This window comes from Micrococcus sp. M4NT (assembly GCF_033790745.1).
Lineage (GTDB): Bacteria > Actinomycetota > Actinomycetes > Actinomycetales > Micrococcaceae > Micrococcus.
Map to the genome: position 1 here is coordinate 245,131 of NZ_JAMYEH010000001.1, position 11,928 is coordinate 257,058.

Genomic DNA, 11,928 nt, shown 5'->3' on the forward strand with positions numbered 1-11,928 from the left:
TCCTTGGTCGGGTGACGCAGAACCCCCCCACCCCCGAGAAGCCCGCCCCGCTGAGCGACGTGATGCCCACCGTCCTGGTGATGGACTTCGGTGCGCAGTACGCCCAGCTCATCGCCCGTCGCGTGCGTGAGGCCAACGTGTACTCCGAGGTGGTGCCGGCGTCCACGCCCGCCGCCGAGGTGCTCGCCCGTGAGCCCGCGGCGCTGATCCTCTCGGGCGGCCCCTCGTCCGTGTACGAGCCCGGCGCCCCCCGGCTCGACCCCGCGCTGCTCGAGGCCGGCGTGCCCGTGCTGGGCCTCTGCTACGGCTTCCAGTCCATCGCCCACGCGCTCGGCGGCGAGGTCGCCCGCACCGGGACCCGCGAGTACGGCTCCACGCGCCTCACCGAGGTGGATCCCGAGTCGGTGCTCTTCGCGGGCCAGGACGAGGAGCAGGTCGTGTGGATGTCCCACGGGGACGCCGTGACAGCGGCGCCCGAGGGCTTCGCGGTCACCGCCACCACCGTCGGCGCCCCCGTGGCCGCGTTCGAGGACCGCGAGCGGCGCATCTACGGCGTGCAGTGGCACCCCGAGGTGGGCCACTCCTCCCGCGGCCAGGAGGTGCTCGAGCACTTCCTGCACGACGGCGCCGGGCTCGCCTCCGACTGGACGGCCAGCAACGTGATCGAGGAGCAGGTCGAGCGCATCCGCGAGCAGATCGGCGACGCCCGCGCGATCTGCGGCCTCTCCGGAGGCGTGGACTCCGCCGTGGCCGCGGCCCTCGTGCAGCGCGCCATCGGCGACCGCCTGACCTGCGTGTACGTGGACCACGGCCTCATGCGCGAGGGCGAGTCCGCCGAGATCGAGAAGGCCTTCGGCGAGGCCCACGGCGGCGCGAAGCTCGTCATGGTGGACGCCCGCGAGGACTTCCTGGCCGCCCTGGCCGGCGTGATCGACCCCGAGCAGAAGCGCAAGACCATCGGCGAGCGCTTCATCCGCACGTTCGAGAAGGCCCAGGCGGACATCGTGCTCGAGTCCGCGCACGACCCGAACGCCCCCGAGGTCCGCTTCCTCGTGCAGGGCACGCTCTACCCGGACGTCGTGGAGTCCGGCGGCGGCGACGGCGCCGCCAACATCAAGTCCCACCACAACGTGGGCGGCCTGCCGGAGGACATCGAGTTCGAGCTGTGCGAGCCGCTGCGCGAGCTGTTCAAGGACGAGGTGCGCGCCGTGGGCGCCGAGCTCGGCCTGCCCGAGGGGATCGTGCACCGCCAGCCGTTCCCCGGCCCCGGCCTGGGCATCCGCATCATCGGCGAGGTCACGCAGGAGCGCCTGGACCTGCTGCGCCGCGCGGACGCCATCGTGCGCGCCGAGCTGACCGCGGCCGGTCTGGACCGGCAGATCTGGCAGTGCCCCGTGGTGCTGCTCGCGGACGTGCGCTCCGTGGGGGTGCAGGGCGACGGCCGCACCTACGGCCACCCCGTGGTGCTGCGCCCCGTCACCTCCGAGGACGCCATGACGGCGGACTGGGCCCGCATCCCGGAGGACGTGCTCTCCCGGATCTCCAACCGCATCACCAACGAGGTGGACGGCGTCAACCGCGTGGTCCTGGACGTCACGTCCAAGCCCCCGGGCACCATCGAGTGGGAGTGAGCGGCGCCCTGCGCGCCGCGTGAGGGCCGCCCCGATCCGGGGCGGCATCAGGCTCGAATCCCGCCCGCCCGGGGCGGGCAGAGGAAGGACCGCACCGAAGTGACCGAGCAGGAGTTCCCCCGCCTGGCCCGCGCCCGCGCGGCCGCCCGCCCCGACGAGGGCGCCGCCCGTCCCGACCCGGCCACGTGGGTGGCCTCGCTCGGCTCGGGGGCGGAGAACGACACGATGCTGCGCTTCGCGCCCTCGGCGGCCAACAGCATCGACGTGACGGACGCCAACTCCTCCGGCGTCTCGCAGCTGCTGCTGGGGCGCCGCACGCGCCTGTCCACGCTGCTGCCGGCCGGCCCCGTGCTCGAGTCCGCCCACCAGGTCTCCCTCGGCCTGCGCGCCAAGGTGCGCGAGCTCTCGGAGGAGCGCGGCATCGACGTCGCGGCCCTCGCCGTGGGCGTGGCCACGTGGACAGCGCAGGAGGACGGCCGCCGGGAGCGCCGCTCCGCCCCCGTCCTGCTGGCCCGCGTGGCGCTCACCGTGCGCCGCGGCGCGCAGGACCGGGACGAGCTCGAGGTGCAGATCACCGAGCCGGCGCGGCTCAACCCCGCCCTGGTCCGCAACCTCCGCCGGCACCACGGGATCCGCCTGGACCCGGAGGCGTACCAGCACGCCGCCTACGCCACCGCGCGCATGGAGCCGGGCCCCGCCCTGGCGCTGCTGCGGGAGCAGGCCGGGTCCCTGGACGGCCTGCAGGTCTCGGAGCGCATGCTGCTCTCCACGTTCGCGGACCTCGGGGAGACGGCGAGCCTGCCGGACTCCCTCGAGCACCTGCCCGTGGTCCAGGCCCTCTACGACGCCGGCACCGGCATGGTGCCCCGTCCCGCCCAGCTGGGACCCGTGGACGGGCCGGACGGGGACGACCGGGCGCCGCAGGACGAGCGGCTCGTGCTCGACCTCGACCCCTCCCAGCAGGCGGTGCTGGACCACGCCTCCGCGGGCCGCTCGCTCGTGGTGCACGCCGCGCCCGGCACGGGCCAGACGCAGACCGCCGTCGCGCTGGCCGCCCGCCTGGCCTGGGAGGGCCGGCGCGTGCTGGTGGTGGCTGAGCGCTCCGCGGCCCTGGCCGACGTGCACGACCGCCTCGAGGAGGCCGGCCTGCGTGCCGCGGCCCTCGACGTGCCCGCCAACGCGGACCCGGAGTGGCTGCGGCGTCAGCTCGTGGCCGCCGTGCTGCGGACGGAACGCGCCGAGCAGCCGGACCGCCGCCGCGCCGATGCCGAGCTCGTGGAGCGGCGCCGTCGCCTGCGCGAGCACGTGGGCTCGCTGCACCACGTGCGCCCCCGGTGGGGCTGCTCGCCGTTCCAGGCCATGCAGGCGCTCGCGGCCCTGACCGGCCTCGAGACCCCGCCCGCCACCACCGTGCGCCTGAAGCGCTCCGTGCTGGACTCCACCGTGAACCGCCACGCCGTGGCCGAGCAGCTCGAGCGGGCCGGCGAGCTGGGCGCGTTCTCGCCCCAGGCCACGCAGAGCCGCTGGTTCGGCGCGCGCGTGCGCAACGTGCAGGAGACCGAATCCGCCGCCGAGCTCGTGCAGGAGCTCGCGGCCACGCTCCACACCACGCGTCGCGCGGTGGACACCGCCGCGGCGCAGGCCGGGCTGCGCCCCGCGCGCACCGTGGCCGGCTGGCGTGAGCAGGTGGACCTGTACGAGCGGGTCGCCCGCTGCCTCGAGACCTTCACCCCCGAGGTGTTCGCGCAGGACCTCTCTCAGCTCGTGGCGGCCACCGCCTCCAGCGGGTGGCGTCGCCAGAACATGGTGGAGATGTCCTCCGTCGCCCGCTCCCGCGTGCGCCGCCTGGCCAAGGACGTGGTGCGTCCCGGCGTCCAGCCGCACGACCTGCACGCGGCGCTGCTGGAGGCGGAGGCCGTCGTCGAGGACTGGCGCCGCCATGCCGCCGAGCCCGGCTCCGTGCCGATGGTCCCGGACCAGGCCGCCCGCGGACTGGGCGCCGTGGCCGGCGTCGAGGACCGCCTCGAGCGGCTCACGGCCGTGCTGGCGCCGGAGGCCACCGCCGAGACCGCGCTCGCGGAGCGGGACGCCGACGACCTCGCCGCCGCGGTGGACGGCCTCGTGGCCGACCGCGAGACCCTCTCCTCCCTGCCCGAGCGCACGCTCGTGCTCGACCAGCTGCGCGACCACGGCCTCTCCGAGCTCCTCGCGGACCTCCACGACCGGGAGGTGCCGCCCGAACGGCTCAGCGCCGAGCTCGAGCTGGCCTGGTGGCAGTCCGCGCTCGAGGCCATGATCTCCGGCGACGACTTCCTGGCCATGATGAGCGGCACCGACCTGACCGAGGTCGAGCGCGGCTTCCGCGCGGCGGACCGGGACCTGCTGGCCTCCGGTGCCGACCGGCTCTCCGCCGCACTGTCCGAGCGCTGGCGCGCCGCGCTGGGCACCTACCGCGCCGACGCCGCCGTGCTGCGGAACCTCCTCAAGCAGGGCCGCCCGAGCGTGGAGTCGCTCGCCACGCTCACACCGGAGGTCCTGCAGCCCCTCGTGCCGATCATGACCACCTCGCCCTTGGCGCTCGCGGAGTTCCCCGCCGACTGGTCCGCCGACGTCGTGGTGCTGCTGGACGCGGACGCCACCGCGCTGGCCACCGTGATGGGCGCGCTCGTGCGCGCCCCCCAGGTGGTCTCGTTCGGCGACCCCGTGATCGGCCGGCCGCAGTCCTTCCAGGTGTCCGTGGACCCCACGGCCACCGCCGGCCCGCTGCGTCCGCTGCGCTCCGCGCACGAGGCGCTCGCCGAGGTGCTGCCCGTGCTGCCGCTGCGCACGGTGCACCGCGGGATGGAGCGGCGCCTCGTCCGCCTGATCTCCACGCTGGCCTACGACGGCGAGCTCGAGGCCGTGCCCACGGCCGGCGAGCTGACGGGGCACGGCCGCACCGTGACCGCCGAGTACGTGGCCGAGGGCACCGGCATCCCCATGACGGGGGGAGACGTGGTGGAGTCCACCGACGCCGAGGTGGCCCGCACCGTCCAGCGCGTGTTCGAGCACATCCGGGACCACGCCGACGAGTCGCTCGCCGTGGTCACCGTGTCCGAGCAGCACGCCCGCCGCGTGGCCGCCGCCGTGCAGGCCACCGCCGCGCGCGCGCCGTGGGCGCGGGACTTCCTGGCCCGCGGGCGGGGCGAGGACGAGTCGACCCGCGAGCCCTTCGTGATCGTCCCGGTCACGCGGGCCGCCGCCGTGGTGCGCGACGCCGTGATCCTCACCCCGGGCTACGGCCGCACCCCCCACGGCCGCGTGGTGCACCACTTCGGGGCCGTCTCGGAGCCGGACGGCGAGCGCATGATGGCGATCGCGGTGAGCCGGGCGCGCCGGCGCCTGCACCTGGTCTCCGCGGTGCGCGCCTCGGACCTCGAGGCGGAGCGACTGGACGGCGGCGCCCGCTGGTTCCTCACGCTGCTGGAGGCCTACCTCGGCTCGGGGGAGGAGCCCACGGGCGGCCAGGTGGACGATCCGCTCATGGCGGACCTGCGCGACCGCCTCGCGGAGCACGGCGCGCAGGTGCGCCCGCGGCTCGGCGGCGTCATGGACCTCGCGGCCGCCGGGCGGGGCGGGGCCGTGCGGCCGCTGGCCCTCGTGAGCGACGGCGGCCTGACGTACCGCTCGATGACCGTGCGCGAGCGCTCGCGGCGCCTGCCGGAGCAGCTCGAGGCGCGCGGCTGGGACACCGACACCCTCTGGGCGATCGACGTGTTCGCCGATCCCGAGTCCCTCGCGGACCGGCTGGCCGAGCGGCTCGGCCTGGACGAGCCGGTGGAGGAGTCGGAGGACGAGACCGACGCCGATGAGCGCTGAGCAGGGGCCCCCAGCCCACGGGCGTGCGGCGCGGGGGAGCGGTCCTCGGCGCGGCCGGTCCCGGCGCGCGGACGCCCCGGGCACGGGGCCGACGGCCGCCGACGGCCCGGAGCCGCGCGTCGTGGGGCTCGACGGGGCCGATGCCCGCGCGCCCCGCTCCTCGCCCCGCCCCGGTGCCGCCGGTCAGGCGCCCGCGGGGCAGCCCGTGGCGGCGATGGACGAGCACGATCGCTGGCTGCTCGAGCAGCGCCCGCCGCACTGGGGCTGACGACGCCCCCGCCCCGGGGTCAGGGACCACGGGGGCGGCGGAGGTCAGTCGGCCTTGGGCGCCGAGGTCGGGGTGCCGGAGGACGAGCCGCCGTCGCCCGCGCCGGAGCCGGACGTGCCGGAGGAGGCCGTGCCGCCCGTCGACCCCTCGGAGCCGCTCGCCGGGACGCCGGCCGATCCGCCGCGCGAGTCGGTGCGGTAGAAGCCGGACCCCTTGAAGCTCACGCCCACGGAGCCGTACTGCTTGCGCAGGGTGCCGCCGCACTCGGGGCACTCGGTGAGGGCGTCGTCCGTGAAGGACTGGACGGCGTCGAAGGCGTGGCCGCAGTCCTTGCAGCGGTAGGCGTACGTGGGCATGGGTCCCCTCGGGTCGGGCGCGCCGTGGCGCGGGGCGGATGGTCCGGGCCCTGCGATGCTACTCCGCCGCGCCCCGCGGACCCGCCGGTCCGAGCCACCGCAGCCCGGACGCCGTGACCACCCCGTCCACGGGCCGGTCCGTGGGCTCGGCGGGCACCTCTGTGGCCGGGAGCACCTCGTGGGCGAACAGCAGGGCCACGGTGGGCACGGCGGCCGGCAGATCCGCGAGGAAGCGGTCGTAGTACCCGCCGCCCTGGCCCAGGCGCATGCCGTCCTCGCCCACCGCGAGCCCCGGCAGCACCACCGCCGTGGCGTCGGCGAGGGCGTCCGCGCGGAGTCGCGGCCCGATCGGCTCGTCGATCGGGGCCGCCGTCGCCCGGGCCATGCCCACCCCGGGGTGCCACGCGGCCCAGCTCAGCCGCCGCCCCGGCTCGATCACGGGCACCAGGATGCGCGCCCCGGCAGCGTGGAGGCGCTCGCGCAGCGGACCGGTGTCCGGCTCCGTGGGCATCGGCAGCACCGTGGCGACGACGGGCGTGGCGCCCCGCCCGCGCGTCGCCGCGACGCGCGGACCGAGCCACTCCCACAGGTGCGCGGCCGCCGCCTCGGCCTCGGCGGCGCGGCGCGCCGGATCCAGGGCCCGGCGTGCGGCGCGCACGCGGGCGCGCAGGGCGGCCTTCGCCAGGGCCGTCGCGCCGGACTCGTCGAGCGTCGACGCGGGGGAGGGCAGGGGTGCGTCGGGGGAGGCCATGGAGCCATTGTGCCCGCGCCCTGTGACTCCGGCCCACGCCCTAGGATCGAGGGCATGTCGAGCTCGTCCTGGCCCGTGGCGCTGCGCCACGACTCCCTCACCCTGCGCCCGCTGCGTCGGCGCGACGAGCGGGCGTGGCGGGAGCAGCGGACCGCCAACGAGCAGTGGCTGACGCCGTGGGACGCCACGAGCCCCGAGCCCGGCGCCGGCCCGGCCACGTTCGGGCAGATGGTCCGCTGGCACGGCCGCCATGCCCGCGCGGGCACCTCCTTCACGTGGGGCGTGGCCCTCGACGACGACGCCCCGGGGCGGGACCGCCTGATCGGGCTGCTGAGCCTCAGCGGGGTGCAGTACGGCTCCGTGCTCTCGGGCGCGATCGGCTACTGGATCGACCAGCGCCACGCGGGCCGGGGACTCACGCCGACCGCCGTGGCGATGGCCGCGGACTGGGCCTTCTTCACCCTCGGGCTGCACCGCGTGGAGGTCAACATCCGTCCCGAGAACGCGGCGAGCCTGCGCGTGGTGGAGAAGCTCGGACTGCGGGAGGAGGGCCTGCGCCGGAGCTACCTGCACGTGGACGGCGACTGGCGCGACCACCGCAGCTTCGCGGTCACCGTCGACGAGGTGCCGCAGGGCCTCCTCGCGCGCTGGCTCGACGCGCGGCGTGCCCCCGACGGCCGGTAGGCTGGCCCCCATGGACGAGTGGAACACCCTGGTGGCGGAGCTCGACTCCGCCCTCGGCGTGTTCGCGGGCCTCAAGGTCAGCGCCTCCGTGGTCATGCTGGTCCTCGTGGCGGTCGGGGTGGGGCGGCTCGTGCACCGCCGCCGAGCCCGCGCCGCCGCCGCCCGCCCGAACCGCTGGAGGACCTTCATGACGACCCGTGTGCAGAGCTCCCCGGCGGCCCGCGCCCTGGCCCGGCGGCTCTCCGCCGCCCGCCGCGCGGCCGCGCAGTTCTCCGCCGCCCGCCTCGCCGAGGTCTCGCCCGAGCTCTCGCGCCTCCACGTGCGCCGGGACCGTGCCGCCGTCGCCCTGGTGGGAGCCCTCGCCCTCGTGGTCTTCCTCGTCACCGGCATGGGCGCGCTCTTCGGGGCCTCCAGCGCGGCCGCCGCCGGGTGGTCCCTGCTGATCGCCGCGGCCTCGCTGGGCGGCCTCCGGGCCCTCGCCCTGCGCGATCGCGCCGCGGATCGTCCCGCCGCCCCCGCCGACGACGCCCTCACCGGCGCCGCACCGGCCGAGGACGCGGACGCCACGGCTCCGCACGCCGATCCCGCGCGCGACCGCCGCACGCTCGAGACCGTCTTCGCCTTCGGCGCCCCCGCCGCCGCGCCGGCCGCGGAGGAGACCGGGACGGCCGGCGTCGTCGACGGCCGGGAAGCTGAGGCCCGCCCGGTGCCGGAGGCGCTCCGGAGCGCCGCGCCCGCCGTCCCGTCCGGCCACGGCTCCGTGGTCATCCCCGCCGTGCCGCGCCCCACCTACCTGGACGCACCGGAGATGGAGCGCCCCGCGCCGGCGCCGCTCGAGGCCGCGCCGGTGCCCGCGACCTCCGGGCGCATCAAGGACTCCCTGAGCCCCGAGACCGCCCGCGCGGAGGACATCAGCCCCACCGCCGAGCGGGACATCGCCGCACTGGACCTGGACAACGTCCTGGCCCGCCGCCGCGCCTCCTGAGCCCTCTCCGGCCCCACGCATGACGGCGGTCCCCCGCGCGGCCCTGGCCGCCCTCGAGGCGTCGGGGCTGCGCCCGCTGCGCGCCGCTCCGCCCCGCCTGCACCTGAGGCTCGGCCGGCGGGTCGCCCACGAGATCGACCTCGTGGTGGTGGCCGGGGCGGTGGGTGCCGGCGAGGCGTTCGCCCGCACCCTCGTGCTCGACGGCCCGCCCGCCGCCGCGGCTGAACACCCCGCCGTCATCTCCGTGGCCGACGACGACCCCGCGAACGACGATCCCGTGGCCGACGATGATCCCGCCGACGGCCCACTCTCCGGGCACCTCCCCGACGGGACCGCGTGGTGGTGGCTGCCCCACGACCCCGCCCTGCCGGGCCTGCCCCTCGCCGTCGACCGCGAGCACGTGGGCAGATGGCTCGGCGGACTGGGCGTGCTGCGCTCCCTCGAGCAGGTGGCCTACCGGCCCGGAGAGCGGGCCGTCCTCGCCACCGCATGGGAGCCCCGGGAGGACGAGGCCCGCCCGGACCGCACCGTGTTCCTCAAGGTGCTCCCACCGGAGGCCGTCCACCCGCTGCACCGCCGCCTGCGCGCGGCCCTGGAGGCCGGCGTCCCGGTCCCACCGCTCGTGGCCCCGCCCCACCTCGGCGTCCTCGCGCTCGGCCGGGTCCCCGGCGTCCCGTGGCGCGGACTCCTCACCGGCCCGCGGGCGGACGCGCTGGATCCCCGCGCGGTCGAGGACGTGCTGGACCGCCTCCCCGCCGCGCTGGCCGCCGAGGACCCCGACGACGTCGGAGCCTCCGGCACGGCCGGCCGGGTCCCCGCGCCCGACGCCGCGGCCGCGGGCACCGGTGCATGGCGCGAGCTGCTCGACCACGCGACGTGGGCCGCCGCCGTGCTGGACCCGGCGACGGGCGCGCAGACGGGGCGCGCCGCGGACGCCGCCCGGACGCTGCTGGACTCCGCCGATCCGGGGCCCGTGGTCCCCGTGCACGGAGACCTTCACCCCGGCAACCTCCACGTGGGCCCCGCCGGCACGCGCGTGACGGGACTCCTGGACGCCGACACCCTCGGACCCGGCCACCGCGTGGACGACTGGGCCGCCCTGATCGGCCACCTGCGTGCCGCGCGCGCCGACCTCGGCGCGGGCGGGACCGCCCTCGACGGCGTGATCGCACGCTTCACCCGCCGGGCGGGGACGAGCGCGGACCCGGAGGCCCTCGCGGCGCGGACGGCCGCCACCCTGCTCGCGCTCGCGGCCCAGCCCGAGGCACCCCCGGCGGCACGCGAGGCACGTCGGGCGGCGGCGGCGGAGGTGCTGCACGGCCGGTGAGGGCCCTGGTCGGTCCGCGGTGCCCCCGGACAGCCCCCGTTGACCCCGGTCAGTCTCCGCTGACCCCGAGCCGCGCGCGGACGCTCTCGAGGTCGTCGCGCACGCGGGCCGCGCCCGCGTGGTCGCCCAGCGCGTCGAGGCACTGGTGCAGCCCCGTCAGCGCGCCGAGTCGCACGAGGTCCGATCCGGTGGAGTCCCCGACCAGCCGGAACAGGGTGGCGGCCTGCTCGGGGCGCCCGTCCTCGGCCACCACGTACGCGGCGAACAGCTCGGCCTGCGCGGCGCCGTTCGGGTCTCCCGCGGCCGTGAAGCGGTCGGCGGAGGTCAGCGCGGTGGACACGGCCTCCGGCCCGTTCTCCAGGGCCCACAGGGCGCGGGCCCGCGTGTCCAGGAAGTCGGCGGCCTGCCACGGCGCCGGGGCCTGCTCCGCGAGCGCGATCGCCTCGTCCAGCAGGGCCAGCCCCTCCGGGCGGCCGGACTCGCACAGCAGGTACCCCAGCGCGTGGAGCGCGGCGGGCAGCACGTCGCCGTCGTCCTCCTCGCCGGCCTCGTCCGCGGCGCGGCGGGCCGCCGTCGCCGCGCGCTCGAAGAGGTCGAGGGCGAGCGGGCGGGAGGCCGCGTCGCGCTCGCGGTTCACGAGGGCTCCGGCGGCCAGCAGCACGCGCGCGGCGTCCTCGGCCTGCCCGTGGGCCTCGAACAGGTCCGCGGCCTCGCGCCACAGCGGCAGGGCCTCGACGGAGCGGTCCTGGTCGTGGAGGGCGTGGCCGAGGTCCACGAGCGCGCGGGCCTGCTCCACGGCCTGCCCGCCCGCGGCGGCGCGGCGCACGAGCCCCTCGAGCACGGGCTCGGCCTCCTGCGGCCTGCCGGCCAGCACCAGCTGGTGGGCCCACCAGTAGGTCAGGACGGCCGCCTCCGGGGCTTCCGCCTTCTCGGCGTGGACGGCGGCCAGCCGCCACGCGAGGACGGCGGCCTCCTGCCGGTCGCCGTCGTCGGCCGCCCGGGCCACGAGCGCAGCGGCCGAGGCGGCCCCGCGCCGGAGCCCGGCCTCGCCCATGCCCGCGGTCGCGTCGAGCGCGAACCGCAGGGCGTCGTCGGGCCGTCCCTGCTCGTGGGCGGCGATGGCGCGCACCAGCAGCGCGGAGGCCCGGACGGCGCGGGCCGCTGGAAGGGAGAGGACGGTCAGGGCCTCCACCTCCGCCTCCGCGTGCTCGCCCCGCCACAGGTGGAGGCGGGCGAGCACGAGGTGGGCGCTGGCCCACGTGCCGGAGGGGAGCGCCGCGCCGGCGGCCCGCAGCTCGCGCAGCAGCGCGATCGCCTCGCGCAGGTGCACCAGCGCCCCGTCCAGGTCGGACTCGTGGATGCGCTGGACGGCCAGGCCGAGCAGAGCCTCCGGGAGGACGGTGTCCGCCGGGTCGCCGCCGGATCCCTGCGCGCGGCGCCGCCGCTCGTCCTCCACGACGCCGGCCAGCACCGCGGCCTCGAACCCGTCCGGCTCGCGCACGAGGGCCGCGCCGAGCTGCGTCTCCAGGGCCGCCTGATGTGGCCGCCCCAGGGCCCGCAGCACGTCGGCCCGCTCCTCCACGCGCCGGGCGAGGGCGTCCTCGTCGTCGGCCTGATCGGCGGCGAGCGCGAGCTGGCGCAGCAGGGTCAGGCGCGTGCCGGGCTGATCCCCGCCGGGGGCGAGGAGACCGGACTCCGCGCACCGGACGACGTCGGCCGGCTCCTCCCGGAGGGCGGCCTCGAGGGCGAGGTCGGACCACCCGTGCGCGTCGAGCGCGGCGCCCTGCGGGCCGGTGACGCCGGCCGGGTCGTCGGTGCCGGTCAGGTCGAGGCCGCCGGGCGCGGCCTGGGCCCGGGCGAGCAGCGTGGTGAGGCGGCCGAGGGCGTCGTCGCCGGCGGGGGCCGGGTCCTCGGGGGTGGGAGCCGCGGGGGCCATGGGCGGACTCCTTCCTCGGGCGGCGGGTGGTCCACCCACCCTAGCCAGGGTGCGTGCGGGCCGAGCCCCTGTTCGCGGCGGGCGGTGCTCGTAGACTGGGCCCGCCGGTCCGCCCCACCCCCATCCCCGTCC

At 77.7% G+C, this 11,928-nt stretch carries 9 protein-coding genes; 6 read left to right on the forward strand and 3 right to left on the reverse strand.

All coding sequences use genetic code 11. From position 1 onward, the window contains the following. Positions 1-11: 11 nt before the first annotated feature. From guaA to NJC10_RS01260, 3 genes are all read left to right on the forward strand, one after another. A complete protein-coding gene (gene guaA, locus NJC10_RS01250) occupies positions 12-1,631 on the forward strand; it encodes a glutamine-hydrolyzing GMP synthase (protein WP_413466365.1) in 1,620 nt (539 codons plus the stop codon). A 99-nt stretch (positions 1,632-1,730) separates the two neighbouring features. Further along, positions 1,731-5,489: a DUF4011 domain-containing protein gene (locus NJC10_RS01255; RefSeq protein ID WP_319074116.1), complete on the forward strand. Its 3,759-nt coding sequence runs from the start codon at positions 1,731-1,733 to the stop codon at positions 5,487-5,489. Next, complete coding sequence (locus tag NJC10_RS01260; protein WP_319074118.1) at positions 5,479-5,757, forward strand: hypothetical protein; 279 nt, start codon at positions 5,479-5,481, stop codon at positions 5,755-5,757. Before NJC10_RS01255 ends, NJC10_RS01260 begins: the two co-directional genes overlap by 11 nt. Positions 5,758-5,801: 44 nt before the next feature. On the opposite strand, the gene NJC10_RS01265 is transcribed toward NJC10_RS01260, so the two are convergent. Further along, a complete protein-coding gene (locus NJC10_RS01265; RefSeq protein ID WP_319074120.1) occupies positions 5,802-6,113 on the reverse strand; it encodes an FmdB family zinc ribbon protein in 312 nt (103 codons plus the stop codon). 58 nt (positions 6,114-6,171) lie between these two features. Next, complete coding sequence (locus tag NJC10_RS01270) at positions 6,172-6,864, reverse strand: 5-formyltetrahydrofolate cyclo-ligase (protein ID WP_319074121.1); 693 nt, start codon at positions 6,862-6,864, stop codon at positions 6,172-6,174. Positions 6,865-6,918: 54 nt separating this feature from the next. On the opposite strand from NJC10_RS01270, the gene NJC10_RS01275 reads away from it, so the two are divergent. Genes NJC10_RS01275 through NJC10_RS01285 form a run of 3 tightly spaced genes read left to right on the forward strand, consistent with a single transcriptional unit; the run spans position 6,919 to position 9,860 of the window. Beyond that, complete coding sequence (locus tag NJC10_RS01275) at positions 6,919-7,548, forward strand: GNAT family N-acetyltransferase (protein ID WP_319074123.1); 630 nt, start codon at positions 6,919-6,921, stop codon at positions 7,546-7,548. 10 nt (positions 7,549-7,558) lie between these two features. Further along, positions 7,559-8,533 carry a hypothetical protein gene (locus NJC10_RS01280; protein WP_319074124.1) on the forward strand — a complete coding sequence of 325 codons (975 nt, stop codon included), beginning with the start codon at positions 7,559-7,561 and terminating at the stop codon, positions 8,531-8,533. 19 nt (positions 8,534-8,552) lie between these two features. Beyond that, on the forward strand, positions 8,553-9,860 hold the full coding sequence (locus tag NJC10_RS01285; protein WP_319074125.1) for a phosphotransferase: 1,308 nt from the start codon (positions 8,553-8,555) through the stop codon (positions 9,858-9,860). Between the two features lie 49 nt (positions 9,861-9,909). Here NJC10_RS01285 and NJC10_RS01290 read toward each other — a convergent pair whose 3' ends face one another. Continuing rightward, positions 9,910-11,796, reverse strand: coding sequence for a hypothetical protein (locus tag NJC10_RS01290; protein WP_319074126.1), 1,887 nt, complete (start codon positions 11,794-11,796; stop codon positions 9,910-9,912). Between the last annotated feature and the right edge of the window lie 132 nt (positions 11,797-11,928).

Excerpts from the sequence above, each read along its gene's own strand:
- NJC10_RS01260 (WP_319074118.1), top strand. The coding sequence starts at position 5,479 with ATGAGCGCTGAGCAGGGGCCCCCAGCCCACGGGCGTGCGGCGCGGGGG.
- NJC10_RS01285 (WP_319074125.1), top strand. The coding sequence starts at position 8,553 with ATGACGGCGGTCCCCCGCGCGGCCCTGGCCGCCCTCGAGGCGTCGGGG.
- NJC10_RS01290 (WP_319074126.1), bottom strand. The coding sequence starts at position 11,796 with ATGGCCCCCGCGGCTCCCACCCCCGAGGACCCGGCCCCCGCCGGCGAC.
- NJC10_RS01280 (WP_319074124.1), top strand. The coding sequence starts at position 7,559 with ATGGACGAGTGGAACACCCTGGTGGCGGAGCTCGACTCCGCCCTCGGC.
- NJC10_RS01265 (WP_319074120.1), bottom strand. The coding sequence starts at position 6,113 with ATGCCCACGTACGCCTACCGCTGCAAGGACTGCGGCCACGCCTTCGAC.
- NJC10_RS01275 (WP_319074123.1), top strand. The coding sequence starts at position 6,919 with ATGTCGAGCTCGTCCTGGCCCGTGGCGCTGCGCCACGACTCCCTCACC.
- NJC10_RS01270 (WP_319074121.1), bottom strand. The coding sequence starts at position 6,864 with ATGGCCTCCCCCGACGCACCCCTGCCCTCCCCCGCGTCGACGCTCGAC.